This window comes from Klebsiella sp. GG_Kp146, from assembly GCF_040061975.1.
GTDB classification, from domain to species: Bacteria; Pseudomonadota; Gammaproteobacteria; order Enterobacterales; family Enterobacteriaceae; genus Klebsiella; species Klebsiella quasipneumoniae.
In genome coordinates this window covers 51,612-68,386 of record NZ_JBEAHA010000041.1, presented here as the reverse complement: position 1 = coordinate 68,386, position 16,775 = coordinate 51,612, and the positions used below count along the sequence as shown (strand labels likewise).

Genomic DNA, 16,775 nt, shown 5'->3' with positions numbered 1-16,775 from the left:
AGCCATTCCGGCTGAAACGCCGCCTCAGCGCCCCTCTTCCTGCGCCCTCTCCCCTGCCAGCTGCCCGACCATCATGCGGATCGCCGCCTTCGACAGCGGCGCGCGGTCGGTGACAAAGTGCAGGGTCATCCCTTCAATAAAGGCGTCAAGGCCGCGGGCGGTGTCGGGGGCAAACCACTGCTCCAGCGTCTGCTGGCTGCGCCGCATCCAGTTCTGCATCACCGCCTTCAGCGCTGGCTGGCTGCTGCAGAACGCGTACAGCTGGTACATCAGCTCCATATTGCGCGCCGTGGTCACCTGGGCGCTGAAGATCAGCTCCGCGATGGCATCGCAGGCTTGTTGCCGGTTCGTTACTCCGGCGAAGCTTTGCTGATACTGCGCCGACATCTCGGCGGTAAACAGGTTGAACGCCTCCGCGATCAGCGCCTCGATGCCGCTGAAATAGTAGGTCAGCGACCCCAGCGGCACATTCGCGCAGGTGGCGATTTTACGGTGCGTCACCGCATGGACGCCGTGCGCCGCGATGGTGTCCAGCGTCGCCTGCAGGATGCGCTCGCGGCGCTGCGGATCGTTCGGTCTACGGGCCATGATTTTCCTCTTCCGGTTTATGTACAAATGTACACATGCTTGCTACTGTTGTCTTCACTCTTCTCCTTTAAGGCGTTTACGGATGACGACGCAATCTTCGCGCAGAGCGCTCCAGCTTCGACTGTGGGCGCTGTTTATGTTCTTTTTCATCCCCGGCTTATTAATGGCCTCCTGGGCCACCCGCACGCCGGCGATCCGCGATCTGCTGGCGCTTTCTACCGCAGAGATGGGCGTCGTGCTGTTTGGCCTGTCGGTGGGATCGATGAGCGGTATTCTCTGCTCGGCGTGGCTGGTGAAGCGCTTTGGCACCCGCAAGGTCATCCGTACCACCATGTCCTTCGCCGTACTCGGCATGCTGGTGCTCAGCCTGGCGCTGTGGGTCACCTCCGCCCCGCTGTTCGCCTTTGGTCTGGCCATCTTTGGCGCCAGCTTTGGCTCGGCAGAGGTCGCCATTAACGTCGAGGGGGCGGCGGTTGAGCGGGAGATGAATAAAACGGTGCTGCCGATGATGCACGGCTTCTACAGCTTTGGCACCCTGTTCGGCGCCGGGGTGGGCATGGCGGTGACCGGGTTCGGCCTGCCCGCCGCTCCGCATATTCTGGCGGCCGCGCTGGTGGCCATTCTGCCCATCGCCATTGCCATCCGCGCCATTCCGGAGGGTACCGGTAAAAATGCCGCCGAAGCCGCCCACGGCGAGGCGAAAGGTCTGCCGGTATGGCGCGACGCGCAGCTGCTGCTTATCGGGGTCATCGTCCTGGCGATGGCCTTTGCCGAAGGCTCGGCCAATGACTGGCTGCCGCTGCTGATGGTGGACGGCCACGGCTTTAGCCCCACCTCCGGCTCGCTGATCTATGCCGGCTTCACCCTCGGCATGACGCTGGGCCGCTTTACCGGCGGCTGGTTTATCGATCGCTACAGCCGGGTGACGGTGGTTCGCGGCAGCGCGGTGATGGGCGCCCTGGGTATTGGCCTGATTATCTTCGTCGATAACCCCTGGGTGGCGGGCATCTCGGTGCTGCTGTGGGGCATCGGCGCCTCGCTCGGCTTCCCGCTGACTATTTCCGCCGCCAGCGATACCGGTCCGGATGCCCCTAAGCGCGTCAGCGTGGTGGCGATTACCGGGTATCTTGCTTTCCTCGTCGGGCCGCCGCTGTTGGGCTTCCTCGGCGAGCACTTCGGCCTGCGCAGCGCGATGCTGGTGGTGCTGGGCCTGGTGATGGTGGCGGCGCTGGTCGCCCGCGCGGTGGCTAAGCCACAGTCTGAACCCGTTATGGAGAACAGCTAATGAGCATCAAACTGATTGCGGTGGATATGGACGGCACCTTTTTAAGCGATGCCAAAACCTACAACCGGCCGCGCTTCCTCGCCCAGTATCAACGAATGCGCGAGCAGAACATTCGCTTCGTGGTCGCCAGCGGCAACCAGTACTACCAGCTGATCTCCTTCTTTCCGGAGATCGCCCACCAGATCGCCTTCGTGGCGGAAAACGGCGGCTGGGTAGTGAGCGGCAATGAAGATGTCTTCAACTGCCAGCTGCCGGTTCACCATTTCAACGCCGTGGTCGATCATCTGCAGACGCTGCCGAATATCGAAATCATCGCCTGCGGGAAGCGCAGCGCCTACACCCTCAACCGCTACAACGACGCGCTGAAGACGGTGGCGGCGAAGTATTATCACCGCCTTGAACTGGTGGATGATTTTAACCATCTCGATGACACCATCCTCAAATTTGGTCTCAACGTGCCGGACCGCCTGATCCCGGAAATTCAGCCGAAGCTGCACGCGGCGCTGGGGGACATGGTGACCGCAGTGGCCACCGGCTACGGCAGCATCGACTTAATTATCCCGGGGGTGCACAAAGCCAACGGCCTGCGTATTTTGCAGCAGCGCTGGGGCATCGAGGATCATGAGGTGGTGGCGTTCGGCGACAGCGGCAACGATATCGAAATGCTGCAGCACGCCGGGTTTGGCTTCGCCATGGCCAACGCCCGGGAAGACGTCAAAGCCGTCGCCCGCTATCATGCGCCGCACAACAACGAAGAGGGGGTTCTGCAGATTATCGATAAGGTGTTGGATCGCGAAGCGCCGTTCGCCTGATAAGACCCGGATGCAAGCGCATCCGGGTTGAAAACCGGTTACCCCTGCTGCGAATTGCCGACGCTTTTATCTTTCAGGAAGTAGATCATCAGCCCCAGCCACAGCACCCCGCCCAGCAGGTTAAACAGGCTGAACAGCCCATTGCCGCCCAGCTCGTAAGCATGTTTGCTGAGCTCGATGCCGACGGTGAAGATCAGCATCTGCAGCATTCCCATCGCCGCCGAAACCGTGCCTTTGCTCATCTCGCTGGCGAACAGGGTTAAGCGCACCAGGCCGGCGTTCGCCAGGCCAATCCCGAAGGCGTAGAAGCTCAGGCCGGCGGTCATCCACAGATAGGCGTGGGAAGAGACCACCGTCGCCGCCGCGGAGAGGAGCAGGCCAAACACGATCGGCCAGCCGCCCATGATAATCAGCGAGCGCACGGTACGGCGCGAAGTCAGGCGCGCCAGCACCAGGTTGCCGGCAATCAGCGCGCCGAAAATCGGCACCTGCAGCATGCCATACTCATAGCTGGTGGCTTGTTCGCCGCTGATAATAATGACCGGCGACTGGGCAATCCACGCCAGCAGCGGCAGGCTGACAAAGCCGGTGGCCAGCGCGCCGGCGACGAAGCGCAGGTTCTTCAGCACCAGCCGATAGTCGCGGCCAAGCTCTTTGACCGACAGCTTTTCACCCAGCCGCGTCGCGGTCTCCGGCATCGCTCGCTGCAGGCCGACAAACGAGATGGCCGCCAGCACGGCGAACAGCACGAACATCATCTCCCACGGCAGGATATGCACCCAGGCGGCGCCCACCAGTGGCCCCAGCAGCGGAGCAATCAGCGCCACGTTGGCCATCAGGGCGGTGATTTTAATACACACCGCCTCCTCAAAGGACTCCTGGATCGCCGCGTAGCCGACCGCGCCGATAAAGCACAGGCTGATCCCCTGCAGGAAGCGCAGCAGGGTGAACTGCTCAATGGTCTGCGCCAGCAGCGTCGCCAGGCAGGTGACGATAAACCACACCACCCCGGTCAACATCACCGGACGGCGGCCAATACGGTCCGACAGCGGCCCCAGCAGCCACTGTAAAAACATGCCGCCGGCCAGATAGGCGGTCATCGAGGTGGGAACCCACTCGTTGCCCACCTGGAATTCCTGAACCACGGCCAGCATACCCGGCTGGATCATATCGTTGCCGATATAGGTGGAAAACTCGTACAGCACCAGACATAGCGGGAACAGCAGCGCCTGCCTTCCGAGGCGGCGGCCTGAAAGCGAATAATTTTGCATGAAATCTCTTATCTATCAAAAATCGCGCAAAGTGTAATGAAACTCCCGGCGCGGAGATAGTGAATTGTGGGTGACACCGCACAATATTGCGAGTTGCGCGCCCCCGTCAGGCTTCTTCTTTGCAATTCACTCTGCGTATATATTCCGTTTATGTTTCAGCAATGTGACAAAGGATATACTGACGCTTTTCAGGGGGTTAGCGCCGCGCCTCAGGAGACGACATTTCATAACAACCTGATCTTTAAGACAATGCTGCTTTATCTCCGTACCGCTTTTATTTAGGGTAGGCGGCTTATTTGCTATCGGACCAACGAGCCTGGAAGTCTATGCTGGAAAATATTAACTACGCGCTGTTCGCCCTGCTCAACGCGACCCCGGCCTCGCCGCAGTGGGCCATTGAGGTGGCGATTTTCATCGCTAAAGATTTGATTCTGATCGTGCCCCTGCTGGTGGTGACCTTGTGGCTGTGGGGGCCTGCCCAGCGGCAGATGGTTTTTAAGCTGATGCTGGCGCTGACGATCAGCCTGACCGTCTCATGGGCGATCGGCCACCTCTATCCGCACGATCGGCCATTTGTCGCCGGCGTGGGCTATAACTTCCTGCACCATGCGGCGGACGACTCCTTCCCCAGCGACCATGGCACCGTCAGCTTTACCTTTGCCCTGGCCTTCCTGTTCTGGCATCGCCTGTGGTCCGGCGCCCTGCTGATGGCCCTTGCCGCCGCCATCGCCTGGTCCCGCGTCTATCTCGGCGTCCACTGGCCGCTGGACATGGTTGGCGGCCTGCTGGCCGGGATGTGCGGCTGCCTTGGCGCGGCGCTAATCTGGCATACTGTCGGCCCGGCGCTGTACCGTCAGCTGCAGCGCCTCTATCGCCTCTGCTTCTCCCTGCCGATCCGCAAAGGCTGGGTGCGCGGCTAAACGCCGACCGTCGCGGCGGCCACCGCGTGACTAACCCGCAAGCGACAGGTAAAATCCCGCTAACGCCCTGCCTCCGCAGGGCGATTTTAGCGCAGAGGGAATATGGAAACTCGCCGTGACGAACGCATCAGTCAACTCATTCAGGCACTCAAGCGCAGCGATAAGCTGCATCTGAAAGAAGCGGCCTCCCTGCTTGGGGTGTCGGAAATGACCATTCGTCGCGACCTCAACGGCCACAGCGGTCCGGTCGTGCTGCTCGGCGGATACATTGTGCTGGAGCCGCGCAGCGCCACCCATTACCTGCTCAGCGACCAAAAGACCCGGCTGGTCGAGGAGAAACGCCGCGCCGCCCGCCATGCGGCCGCGCTGCTGGAGCCCCATCAGATGGCCTTCTTCGACTGCGGGACCACCACCCCGTGGATCATCGACGCCATTGACGATGCCCTGCCCTTCACCGGCGTCTGCTACTCCCTGAACACCTTTCTGGCCCTGCAGGAAAAGCCCCAGTGCCGCGCGGTCCTGTGTGGTGGAGAATTTCATGCCAGCAACGCGATTTTTATGCCGCTGAGCCTTGAGGATACCCTCAGCCATCTGAGCCCTGACATCGCCTTTTACTCGGCGGCGGGCATTGACTGCGAACAGGGGGCGACCTGCTATAACCTGGAGGAACTGCCGGTCAAACACTGGGCGATGCGACACGCGCGCTACCACGTGCTGGTGGTCGACCACAGCAAGTTTGGCAAAGTGCGTCCGGCGCGCATGGGGGCGTTAGCGAAGTTTGACGTGATCGCCAGCGATATCTGCCCGGATGATGAGCTGGTGGCGCTGGCGAAGGCACAGCAGATCTCCCTGCTGTATTGAAGCGTAACTGACCGCGCCCCGCCGGGCGCGGTCATGGCATCAGGAGAACCAGCTGCCGAACCAGCCGTGCAGTTTCATCAGTACGAAGTCGATCATCCGGCTGAAGAAGCCGCCCTCTTTCACCGGCTCCATGACGATCAGCGGGCGCTGCTCGATGGTTTTATCATTCAGCTTAAAGTCGATAGTCCCGACCACCTGCCCCTTCTCCAGCGGCGCGGTAAGCTGCGGCTGGTTTAAGGTGTAGCTGGCTTTCAGGTTTTTCAGCTGGCCCTTCGGCAGGGTGATAGAGCCCGCTTCGCCGGCCCCCAGTTTCGCTTCGCTGCTATCGCCAAACCACACGCGCTGGGTGACGAAGGTGGCATCCGGTTTAATCGGCGTCACGGTTTCATAGAAGCGGAAGCCCCAGGTCAGCAGTTTTTCCGACTCGTTAAAGCGAATGCGGTCGGTTTTGGTCCCCAGCACCACGGCAATCAGACGCATATCGCCCTGAGTGGCCGAAGATACCAGGTTATAGCCGGCCCCGGCAGTGGTCCCGGTTTTCACGCCATCGGCGTTGAGGTTGGTGCTCCACAGCAGGCGGTTACGGTTTGGCTGGCGAATTTTATTAAAGGTAAACTCTTTCTCTTTATGTACCGCGTACTCTTCCGGTACGTCGTGGATCATCGCTTTGGTCAGTAACGCCATATCGCGGGCGGTACTGAACTGCCCCGGCGCATCGAGGCCGTGGACGGTCATAAAGGTGGTGTTGGTCAGCCCCATTTTTTTGGCGTAGCCGTTCATCAGGCTGACGAAAGCGTCCTGGCTGCCCGCCACGTAGTCCGCAATGGCAATGCTGGCGTCGTTACCGGACTGAATGATGACCCCTTTGTTCAGATCTTCTACTGAAACCTGCATGCCGGGCTTGAGGAACATCACCGATGAGCCGCGCAGCGCCGGGTTGCCGGTCGCCCAGGCATCGCGCCCGACGGTCACCATATCGGTCAGTTTAATTTTTCCCGCTTTTATCGCCTGCCCCACCACGTAGCTGGTCATGATCTTCGTCAGACTGGCCGGGTCGAGTTTTTCATCGGCATTGCCTTCGCTCAGCACCTTCCCGCTGGCGTAGTCCATCAGGATCCAGGCGCGAGCGTCAATCGAAGGGGCGTCGGGGAGTTGTTCTGCAGCCTGCACCGCAGGTGCGACAAGAAATAACAGCGCGCAACCTGCCGCGAGGCCGCGAAGGGAAAAAGCGTCATGCATCATAAGAGCCACCCAAGTATCCTTTCCAAACAAAATATGCCGCGCCACTCTGACCGCGCCGCAGCAACCGGTGAGTAAAGCGTACAAATGACCTTAAAGAAACAGCGAGTTGGTAAAGTTTTTAAAGTTTACGCAATAACATGCCGCTGTGCTTTAATCAGAACAATTTTTTTGATCGTGATTGCCTAAATATTAACTTTATCCCAACATGATCGCCGATCGCGCTGCAACGGCAGTGAAACAAACTCAGGAGCGAAAATGATTACACTGTGGGGACGTAATAACTCGACCAACGTGAAGAAAGTGCGCTGGGTGCTGGAGGAGCTGGATCTGCCGTATGAGCAGATCCTCGCCGGGCTGGAGTTTGGTCTCAATCGTGACCCGGAATATCTGGCGATGAACCCCAACGGGCTGGTGCCGCTGTTAAAGGACGATGCCACCGGGGTGGTGTTGTGGGAATCAAATACGATTATTCGCTACCTTGCCGCCCAGTATGGCGCTGACCGTCTGTGGCTGGCCGCGCCGGCGCAGCGCGCGCAAGGCGATAAGTGGATGGACTGGTCCAACGGCACGCTCTCTCCCGCCCATCGCCCGGTGTTAATGGGCCTGGTGAGGACGCCGCCGGAGCAACGCGACCCGGCGGCCATCGCCGCGGGGATCAGCGCCTGCGAAGCGCTGTTCGCCATGCTGGATGACGAGCTGGCGAAAACGCCGTGGCTCTCCGGCGAGCAGTTCGGCCTTGGCGATATTGCCGTCGCCCCCTTCGTCTACAACCTGCTGTCGATCCTCGACAGCTGGCAACCGCGTCCCCATCTGCAGCGCTGGTATCAGCAGATTAGCCAGCGTCCGGCCTGGCGCGAAGTGGTGCAGATCCCGGTCACCTGAAATTAACTCTCCGGACTCAGCCGCAATAGCTCGCCGTTAGACTCGTCGGTTAATACATACAGATAGCCGTCGGGTCCCACGCGGACGTCGCGGATCCGTTTCCCGCGCGCCTCGAGCAGGCGCCCCTCCTCACGGACCTGATTGCCGTCCACCGTCAGGATAATCAGCGATGTCTCCTTCAGCGCGCCGATAAACAGCTTATGTTGCCACTGGGGAAAGGTCTGCGCCGCGTAAAAGGCCATCCCGCTCACTCCCGGTGAGACCGGCCAGACATACAGGGGAGGCTCGGTCCCCGGCACCGTCTTGCCCCTGGCCTCCGGAATGGGCAGGCCGCTGTAGTTAATGCCGTGCGTCGCCAGCGGCCAGCCGTAGTTTTTTCCCGCCTGCGGGATATTAATTTCATCCCCGCCGCGCGGGCCATGCTCGTTCAGCCACAGCGCCCCGCTCCACGGATTCATCGCCATACCCTGCGGATTGCGGATGCCGTAGGCCCAGATCTCCGGCCTCACGTCGGCCCGGCCAACAAAGGGGTTATCCGGCGGAACGCCCCCGGTCTCCGTCAGACGGACCACTTTTCCCTGTAGCTTGCCGAGATCCTGAGCGGTGGGACGCTGATTGTTCTCCCCGAGGCCAATAAACAGATGCCCTTTGCCGTCGAACACCAGCCGGCCGCCAAAATGATTGCCGACGGAGAGTTTCGGCTGCTGGCGAAACACCACGGTGAAGTTCGTCAGCTGCGTGGCATCCTGGCTCAACTGCCCGTAGCCCACCGCGGTGCCCGCTTTGCCGCTGGCGTCGCTCTCCGCATAGCTTAGCCACACCCGCCGCGACTGCGCGAAATCCGGGGCCAGCGCCACGTCCAGTAAGCCTCCCTGGCCGTTGGCCCACACCTGCGGCACGCCGGCTATCGGCGCCGACAAGCCTTTACCCGGCTGCCAGCGCTTGAGCTCGCCGCCGCGCAGAGTAATCAACATGCCCTGGTCGCCGGGGAGAAACGCCAGGCCCCACGGATGGGCCAGCCGGTTCTGCAATACTTCCACCCGCACCGCGGCCTGGCTCAGGGCCGGCAGCGACAGGGCGCTCAATAGCAACAGCAGCGGGATCGGACGCATGGCATTCTCCTTTCGTCAGCTCTGCGCTAAAGGGTAGCCAGCGGGGAAATTTGCGCGGGGATTTTTACATAACCTTTAACAGGGGAAGCGTCCACTTCCCCTGGGTTTCAGCCGATCAGGCATGAGGGATTGGCGACAATTTATTCAATTTATGAATATTTGAAGTCAATCCTGTCAGACAGCGTTCTAGCTTCTCTACGTTAATAGCGATGTACAGCGGACAATCATGATGTCCGCTCATCAGGCATACTGCAGCGGCGGCGACGGACTCGCCGGCCAAACGAAGGGCATCCCTCTCCTCCGGTGAAATGACATTCTGCAGGCGCGGCGCCTGAGCACGCATTTCACGGCAAAGCTCAAACAAGTTTTCACGCAGATGGTCATTTTCGCTGACTGACATGTAGCCTTTGGCCTTTCGCAGCTGCAGATAGGCGTCAATATCGATATTGGCGTTAATGAGCTTCTGCAAAAGGTGGCGGTATAGTCTGTCAACGGTCATCACGGTTCCTCCTCTGTCGTCCTTTACCTCATCCATAATACGGTTATTTTTTGTACAAAATGATGCGCCAGGTCAATTATTCCCAAGCCTTTAACACCCTTTACAATGTAACAACCTTGCCGCTTTGTCAGGTATATAACAAAGATTATGTTATACGATCACATTTAATTTCATAAAGAAATCAATTCGCATTCGCCGCCATAAAAAGGCCAAAATAGTGCTGCAATGATCACATTATATTGCTGGCGCTATTGCACGATTGCCAGCCAGGATGCCATAACAAACCATTAATGTAATACGTATAACATTTAATAAAAACAGCGACCGCGGTTCGCTGATAATCTCTCTGCCCATTTGCAAGGAACTGAACCATGACGCCCGGTAAAAGAAACTACCTTCTGTTGAGTCTTTTCGATTTCCTCTACCTGTTCGCCTGGTCGTCGACCATGGCTTTCTTTGTCATCTGGACCACCCAGCACCTTGGCATCAGCGCCACGAAAACCGGCCTGCTCTATTCGGTCAACGCCTTTATCGCCCTGCTGATGCAGCCTTTCTTCGGCTTTATCTCCGACAAGTTCGGCCTGAAAAAACGCCTTATCTGGCTGCTGGTGGCGCTGCTCCTGCCGGTAGGCCCCTTCTTTATCTACGTTTACGCGCCGCTGCTGATGCACAGCTTCTGGATTGGCGCGCTGCTGGGGGGGATCTATCTGGGGATCATCTTTAACTCCGGCTGCGGGGTAATCGACTCTTATATCGATAAGATTTCCCGCCGCTACCAGTTCGAATACGGTCGGGTGCGGATGTGGGGCTCGTTAGGCTGGGCGGCCGCGGCCTGGATCGTCGGTAAATATATCGACAGCAATCCCAATCTGGCCTTCTGGCTCGCCAGCCTCGCCATCGTCATCGCCGCCGTCTGCTTTATGCTGACCAAAATCGAATTAACTGACGCCGATGTGGCGCGAAGCGAATCGCTGAAGGTCTCCCATGCCCTTGAGCTGGCGAAGAACCGCCAGTTCTGGATGCTGCTGATCTTTACCCTGTTCGTCACGCAGATTTATGACACCTACGATCAGCAATTTGCCCAGTACTTCTCGCTGCAGTTCCCGACGCCGGAGGAAGGCAACCGCTGGTATGGGATCCTCGCCTCCATTCAGGTGTGCGGCGAAACGCTGTTCTTATGCCTGATGCCGTGGTTTGTTAACCGGACCGGCGCCAAATGGGCGCTGATCATTGCCGGGCTGATCATGTCGGTACGTATTGCTGGCTCGGCGGTGCCTCTCGGCCCGGTGTGGATTGGCGCAGTAAAAATGATGCATGCCCTGGAGAAACCGTTAATTCTGGTGTCGGTCTTTAAATTCATCGCCGCCAACTTCGACCACAAGCTCTCTTCAACAGTCTATTTACTGGTGCTGTTTGTCGCCTCGATCGCCACCGCCATCTACTCGCCGCTGGCAGGCTATCTGTACGATACCATTGGCTTCGCCGACACCTATCTGATCCTCGGCGGCATCGCCGGGCTCTTTACTCTGATCTCTGTCTTCACGCTGCAGGATAAGCGCGAGCCGAAAAAGCCCGGCGTCGCCCCCTCCGGAGCCGTCACCCCGGCGCAATAAGTCTCCCCCCGGCAACAACGCCGGGCATGAATCGCCGCCCGCGCGCACGGTGTGCCGGAAGCGTTTCCCGCCCCTCTGCCCCGGGGCGTGCGGGATCCGCTGTAGCGGCAGGGGCGTGAAAGGCAGGGTTGGGTGCGCTTTTTCACCATTAACCGTGACGGAGCTATACTCTTTTTCGCAAAGATCTGTAGAATTCCTGCCCTGACCATTCCAATAATTGAACACTTTTTAAGCTATGAGCAATGTCACGCACCAGCCGAAAATCGGCTTCGTCTCCCTGGGCTGCCCGAAAAACCTCGTGGACTCAGAGCGTATCCTGACCGAACTGCGCACCGAAGGTTATGACGTCGTACCTACCTACGACAACGCCGATATGGTGATCGTTAACACCTGCGGCTTTATCGACAGCGCTGTGCAGGAATCGCTGGAAGCGATCGGCGAAGCGTTGAAAGAGAACGGCAAGGTGATCGTCACCGGCTGTCTCGGCGCAAAAGAGGATCAGATCCGCGAAGTGCACCCGAAGGTGCTGGAGATCACCGGTCCGCACAGCTATGAGCAGGTGCTGGAGCACGTCCACCACTATACGCCAAAGCCGAAGCACAACCCGTTCCTGAGCCTGGTGCCGGAGCAGGGCGTGAAGCTGACGCCGCGCCACTACGCCTACTTAAAAATTTCCGAAGGCTGCAACCATCGCTGCACCTTCTGCATTATTCCGTCCATGCGCGGCGATCTGGTGAGCCGTCCGATTGGCGAAGTGCTGGCGGAAGCCAAACGCCTCGCTGACGCTGGCGTGAAAGAGCTGCTGGTGATTTCGCAGGACACCTCCGCCTACGGCGTCGACGTCAAGCACCGCACCGGTTTCCACAACGGTATGCCGGTGAAGACCAGCATGGTCAGCCTGTGCGAAGAGCTGGCGAAGCTCGGCATCTGGGTGCGCCTGCACTATGTCTACCCGTACCCGCACGTCGACGATGTGATCCCGCTGATGGCGGAAGGCAAAATTCTGCCGTACCTCGATATTCCGCTGCAGCACGCCAGCCCGCGTATCCTGAAGCTGATGAAGCGTCCAGGATCCGCGGACCGTCAGCTGGCGCGCATCAAGCAGTGGCGTGAAATCTGCCCGGATCTGACCCTGCGCTCCACCTTTATCGTGGGCTTCCCGGGCGAAACGGAAGAAGATTTCCAGATGCTGCTCGACTTCCTGAAAGAGGCGCGTCTCGACCGCGTCGGCTGCTTCAAGTACAGCCCGGTTGAAGGCGCCACCGCCAATGAGCTGGCGGACCAGGTGCCGGAAGAGGTGAAAGAGGAGCGCTGGAACCGCTTTATGCAGCTTCAGCAGCAGATCTCTGCCGAGCGTCTGCAGGAAAAAGTGGGCCGCGAAATCCTGGTGCTGGTGGATGAAGTGGATGAAGAAGGCGCCATTGGCCGCAGCATGGCCGACGCCCCGGAAATCGACGGCGCGGTCTACCTGAACGGCGAAACCCGCGTTAAGCCGGGCGACGTGGTGCGGGTGAAAGTCGAGCACGCCGACGAATACGATCTGTGGGGAACCCGGATCTAGTCCAGCTTCCCGCATTCCCCAGCCTGGGGGGGCCTCCCGTAGGCTCACCCCCCCAGGCCCGGCAAGCGCAGCATTGATTACCTTCCAGGCAACCCTGTTGCGCCGTTATTTTGCCGGGTGGCGGCTGCGCCTTACCCGGCCTGGAGGGTCCTCTCACAGGCTCATACCTCGTAGGCCCGGTAAGCGCAGCGCCACCGGGCGATGACAGCGGGCACGGAGCCGTTTTTATGCCGGGTGGCGGCTACGCCTGACCCGGCCTACGTTCTTACGACCTGTCGTTAATTTATTCACCAGCCTTGCTGAAACTGCCGGTGCTGGCGGCCTCAAAATCGCTGAGACGTTCCCGGAAGGCCGGGGCAGCCCGCATGGATGCGGGCTGAGGGCCGTGTTTTGCACGGACGCTGCCTCGGCCCGACCCGAAGCCTGCAGGGATAAGTCGAAGGGACCACGCAGTGGCGATTTTGCTGGCCGGAGCCCGGGGGTACAGGGGGCGGCGGCGACTGGCCGCACCCTGTGCGCTCCCTGCACCGTAAGAGACATAACGCAGAAAATTAACCGGGAGCGCAATGTGCGCTGACGCCACACGTGATATACGCTTTTCCCGGATGAGAAAGGGGCAACCGATGCAGCTTATCCCCCCGTCGTGCGCCAGACCGTCACCCGACGTCCCCTACCCCTTTAACTTCGGATCCAGCGCATCGCGCAGGCCATCCCCCAGCAGATTAAACGCCAGCACGGTCAAGAAAATCGCCACCGCCGGAAACAGCGCCACGTGCGGGGACATCACCATATCCGCCCGCGCCTCGTTGAGCATGGCACCCCACTCCGGCGTGGGCGGCTGCGCGCCGAGGCCGAGAAACGACAGACTGGCCGCCGAAATAATCGATACCCCAATGCGCATGGTGAAATAAACCACAATTGACGACACCGTCCCCGGCAGGATGTGGTGGAAGAGGATGGTGGCATCGCTGGCGCCAATGCTGCGCGCCGATTCAATAAAAGTCTGCTGCTTTAATACCAGGGTGTTGCCGCGCACCAGCCGGGCGAACGCCGGGATCGAGAAGATCGCCACGGCGATAATCACGTTGGCCATCCCGCTGCCCATGACGGCGACCACCGCGATCGCCAGCAGGATCCCCGGAAAGGCGAACAGCACGTCGCACAGACGCATAATCAGCCGGTCCCACCAGCCCTCATAGTAGCCGGCCAGCAGCCCAAGCACCGTGCCGATAGCCGCGCCAATCAGCACCGCCAGCACCCCGGCGGCCAGCGAGATCTGCGCGCCCACCAGCACCCGGCTGAAAATATCGCGCCCCAGCGAGTCGACGCCGAACCAGTGCACCAGCGAAGGCCCCTCGTTAAGCCGGTCATAGTCGAAATAATTTTCCGCATCGTACGGCGCTATCCATGGGGCGACGATGGCCACCGCAATCAGCAACAGCACAAAAATACCGGCGCCCATGGCCACCGGCTGACGCCGAAAGCGCCGCCAGAACTCATGCCAGGGGGTATGGATCTCGCCGGGCCTGATGCCCGGCATGGCGTTCAGCGCCGCCTGCCTTCTCCAGTTAAGCAATCGCACCTTACTTATACCTGATAGCCGGGTTTATGGCCGCGTACAGCACATCCACCACTAAATTGATAAGAATAAACTCCAGCGAAAAGAGCAGCACTTCCGCCTGAATCACCGGGTAATCGCGCATTTCTACCGAATCGACCAGCAGTCGCCCCAGCCCCGGCCAGTTGAAGACCTTCTCCACGACGATCGAGCCGCCGAGCAGAAAGCCGAACTGCAGCCCCATCATGGTGACGACCGGGATCATCGCATTGCGCAGACCATGCTTGAGCACCACCCGCGTTTCGCTCACCCCTTTCGCCCGGGCGGTACGCATATAGTCTTCATGCAGCACATCGACGAACGACGCGCGGGTAAAGCGCGCCATCACCGCCGCCACCGCCGCGCCAAGGGTCAGCGAAGGCAAAATATAGTGCCGCCAGCTGTCGGCGCCCACCGTCGGCAACCAGCCCAGCTCAACCGAAAACACCTGCATCAGCAGCATGCCGAGGGCAAAGGCCGGAAACGAAATGCCGCTCACCGCCAGCGCCATTCCCAGACGGTCAGGCCAGCGATTGCGCCACACCGCCGCCGCGATCCCCGCCGCCATGCCAAACAGCACCGCCCAGCTCATGCTGGCCAGCGTCAGCCACAGGGTGGGCATAAAGCGGCTGGCTATCTCACTGGCAACGGGACGCCGCGAGGCCATGGACATGCCAAAATCGCCGCGCAGCACGTTGGTGATGTAGTGCCAAAACTGGACGTGCAGCGGCTGGTCAAGCCCCAGCTGCTGGCGCACCATCGCCACCACCTGGGCGTCGGCTTCCGGTCCGGCAATCAGCCGCGCCGGATCGCCGGGCAGCATATGGACGAAGAGAAACACCAGCACCGCGACGATTAGCAGGGTGGGGATCAGCCCCAGCAGGCGCTTAATCACATAGTTGAGCATCGTACCTCCACCCCCCGCCCCGCGGAAAAACCGCCCTCCTCCCACCCGTGCCGGAGGGCATCATCTCGACCTTCACGGTGTTAAATCTGCCTGTTCGAAGCTAAAACCGGTGTCCGGCTGGATATAGAAGCCGGTGAGATTCTTGCTGTGGGCAGAGACCAGTTTCTCCACCACCAGCGGCACCCACGGCGACTCTTTCCAGATAATATCCTGCGCCGCCTTATAGAGTTTGGTTTTCTCTTGCGGATCGGTGGTTTTCAGCGCCTCGCTCAGCGCGCTATCCACCTGCGGGTTGCTGTAAAAGGCGGTGTTGAACAGGGTCGGCGGCCAGTTTTGGGAAGCAAACAGCGGCGACAGCGCCCAGTCGGCTTCGCCAGTGGAGGCGGACCAGCCGGTATAGAACATCCGTACCCCGCTCTCTTTCTGCCCTTTACCTTCCACTTCCGCCGCTCGCTGACCGGCGTCCATCGCCGTCACCTGCGCCTTAATGCCCACCTGCGCCAGCTGCTGCTGGGTAAACTGCAGCACTTTCTGCGCGGTGCTGTGGTTATGTGACGACCACAGCGTCGTGCTAAACCCGTTGGGGTAGCCGGCCTCTTTCAGCAGCTGGCGCGCTTTCGCCGGATCGTAAGGCCACGCGGGGTAGCTCTGGGCGTAGGCAATCGACGGCGGCACCACGCCGGTCGCCGGGGTGGCATAGCCGGCAAACGCCACCTTGACCAGCGCCTGGCGGTTGATGGCGTAGTTGATCGCTTCGCGCACCTTCGGATTATCGAACGGCTTCTGCGTCACGTTCATGCTGATGTAACGCTGCATGATCGACGGACTGGCCACCAGCTCCAGTTTGCTGTTTTTTGCCAGCAGCGGCGCCTGCTCATAGGGGATCGGGAAGGCGAACTGCGCCTCGCCGGTCTGCAGCATCGCCGCCCGGGTATTGTTATCGACCACCGGTCGCCAGGTAATGGAATCCAGCTTCGGCAGCCCCGGCTGCCAGTAGCCATCGAACTTGCTGACCTTCACGAAGTCGGTCTGGTTCCAGGTATCGAGCTTATACGGCCCGGTGCCCACCGGGTGGAAGCCGATATCTTTGCCATATTTTTTCAGCGCCGCCGGCGAAATCATCGCCGTCGCCGGATGGGCGAGAATATTAATAAACGCCGAGAACGGCTGCTTGAGGGTAATTTTCACCGTGGTCGGATCGACCGCCTCGGTGCTGGCGATATTTTTATACAGGTTATAGCGCTTAAGATGGTTTTCCGGGTTGCTGGCGCGGTCGAGGTTAGCCTTGACCGCCTCGGCGTTAAAGTCGGTGCCATCCTGGAATTTCACCCCGCTGTGCAGCTTGATGGTGTACACCAGGCCATCCGGCGACACGGTGTAGCTCTCGGCAAGGACATTTTGCAGCTTCATCTCTTTATCAAGGCCGAACAGGCCTTGATAAAAGGACTTCGCCACCGCCTGCGACAGGGTATCGTTGGCATCATAGGGGTCGAGCGTCGTGAAGTTAGACCCGACCGCCACCACCACATCTTTGGCGGCAAAAGCGGGGGCGCTCGCCAGGGCCGCCGCGATACTCAGCGCCAGCCACCATTTGCGTGAAACAGGTTGTGTCATCGTGTTCTCCT

Annotated in this window: 15 protein-coding genes; 7 read left to right on the top strand and 8 right to left on the bottom strand. The window is 59.9% G+C overall.

Translation table 11 applies throughout. The features are described from left to right. Positions 1 to 24 precede the first annotated feature (24 nt). Positions 25 to 588 (bottom strand): TetR family transcriptional regulator, encoded by a 564-nt coding sequence (locus ABLU95_RS23780; RefSeq protein ID WP_044521890.1) that lies wholly within the window; start codon positions 586 to 588, stop codon positions 25 to 27. Positions 589 to 670: 82 nt separating this feature from the next. On the opposite strand from ABLU95_RS23780, the gene ABLU95_RS23775 reads away from it, so the two are divergent. Further along, entirely contained in the window at positions 671 to 1,873 is a 1,203-nt protein-coding gene (locus ABLU95_RS23775) for an MFS transporter (protein WP_044521889.1), read from the top strand. After that, complete coding sequence (locus ABLU95_RS23770; protein WP_104467258.1) at positions 1,873 to 2,685, top strand: Cof-type HAD-IIB family hydrolase; 813 nt, start codon at positions 1,873 to 1,875, stop codon at positions 2,683 to 2,685. Before ABLU95_RS23775 ends, ABLU95_RS23770 begins: the two co-directional genes overlap by 1 nt. A gap of 38 nt (positions 2,686 to 2,723) precedes the next feature. Here the strand turns inward: ABLU95_RS23770 and kdeA are convergent, their stop codons facing one another. Next, positions 2,724 to 3,956 carry a multidrug efflux MFS transporter KdeA gene (gene kdeA / locus ABLU95_RS23765; protein WP_004201293.1) on the bottom strand — a complete coding sequence of 411 codons (1,233 nt, stop codon included), beginning with the start codon at positions 3,954 to 3,956 and terminating at the stop codon, positions 2,724 to 2,726. Between the two features lie 326 nt (positions 3,957 to 4,282). On the opposite strand from kdeA, the gene ybjG reads away from it, so the two are divergent. Both ybjG and deoR read left to right on the top strand, forming a co-directional pair. After that, positions 4,283 to 4,876 (top strand): undecaprenyl-diphosphate phosphatase, encoded by a 594-nt coding sequence (gene ybjG / locus ABLU95_RS23760; protein ID WP_023288976.1) that lies wholly within the window; start codon positions 4,283 to 4,285, stop codon positions 4,874 to 4,876. Between the two features lie 102 nt (positions 4,877 to 4,978). Further along, a complete protein-coding gene (deoR, locus tag ABLU95_RS23755; RefSeq protein ID WP_023288975.1) occupies positions 4,979 to 5,737 on the top strand; it encodes a DNA-binding transcriptional repressor DeoR in 759 nt (252 codons plus the stop codon). Positions 5,738 to 5,776: 39 nt separating this feature from the next. Here deoR and dacC read toward each other — a convergent pair whose 3' ends face one another. Continuing rightward, positions 5,777 to 6,979, bottom strand: a complete 1,203-nt coding sequence (gene dacC, locus ABLU95_RS23750; protein WP_004201290.1) for a serine-type D-Ala-D-Ala carboxypeptidase — start codon at positions 6,977 to 6,979, stop codon at positions 5,777 to 5,779. A gap of 255 nt (positions 6,980 to 7,234) precedes the next feature. On the opposite strand from dacC, the gene ABLU95_RS23745 reads away from it, so the two are divergent. Beyond that, on the top strand, positions 7,235 to 7,861 hold the full coding sequence (locus ABLU95_RS23745; protein WP_044521882.1) for a glutathione S-transferase family protein: 627 nt from the start codon (positions 7,235 to 7,237) through the stop codon (positions 7,859 to 7,861). A 2-nt stretch (positions 7,862 to 7,863) separates the two neighbouring features. On the opposite strand, the gene ABLU95_RS23740 is transcribed toward ABLU95_RS23745, so the two are convergent. Together ABLU95_RS23740 and bssR are read right to left on the bottom strand one after the other, a co-directional pair. Next, complete coding sequence (locus tag ABLU95_RS23740; RefSeq protein WP_277475309.1) at positions 7,864 to 8,973, bottom strand: PQQ-dependent sugar dehydrogenase; 1,110 nt, start codon at positions 8,971 to 8,973, stop codon at positions 7,864 to 7,866. A gap of 115 nt (positions 8,974 to 9,088) precedes the next feature. Then, a complete protein-coding gene (gene bssR / locus ABLU95_RS23735) occupies positions 9,089 to 9,472 on the bottom strand; it encodes a biofilm formation regulator BssR (protein ID WP_348880445.1) in 384 nt (127 codons plus the stop codon). Positions 9,473 to 9,843: 371 nt separating this feature from the next. Here bssR and ABLU95_RS23730 point away from each other — a divergent pair, with 371 nt between their 5' ends. Together ABLU95_RS23730 and rimO are read left to right on the top strand one after the other, a co-directional pair. After that, on the top strand, positions 9,844 to 11,085 hold the full coding sequence (locus ABLU95_RS23730) for an oligosaccharide MFS transporter (protein ID WP_023288971.1): 1,242 nt from the start codon (positions 9,844 to 9,846) through the stop codon (positions 11,083 to 11,085). 235 nt (positions 11,086 to 11,320) lie between these two features. Next, a complete protein-coding gene (gene rimO / locus ABLU95_RS23725) occupies positions 11,321 to 12,646 on the top strand; it encodes a 30S ribosomal protein S12 methylthiotransferase RimO (protein ID WP_023288970.1) in 1,326 nt (441 codons plus the stop codon). Positions 12,647 to 13,316: 670 nt separating this feature from the next. Here the strand turns inward: rimO and gsiD are convergent. The 3 genes from gsiD to gsiB form a co-directional block, all read right to left on the bottom strand. Beyond that, positions 13,317 to 14,228: a glutathione ABC transporter permease GsiD gene (gsiD, locus tag ABLU95_RS23720; RefSeq protein ID WP_023288969.1), complete on the bottom strand. Its 912-nt coding sequence runs from the start codon at positions 14,226 to 14,228 to the stop codon at positions 13,317 to 13,319. A gap of 1 nt (position 14,229) precedes the next feature. Then, positions 14,230 to 15,150 (bottom strand): glutathione ABC transporter permease GsiC, encoded by a 921-nt coding sequence (gsiC, locus tag ABLU95_RS23715; RefSeq protein WP_004886274.1) that lies wholly within the window; start codon positions 15,148 to 15,150, stop codon positions 14,230 to 14,232. Positions 15,151 to 15,222: 72 nt separating this feature from the next. Beyond that, a complete protein-coding gene (gene gsiB / locus ABLU95_RS23710; protein WP_023288968.1) occupies positions 15,223 to 16,764 on the bottom strand; it encodes a glutathione ABC transporter substrate-binding protein GsiB in 1,542 nt (513 codons plus the stop codon). Between the last annotated feature and the right edge of the window lie 11 nt (positions 16,765 to 16,775).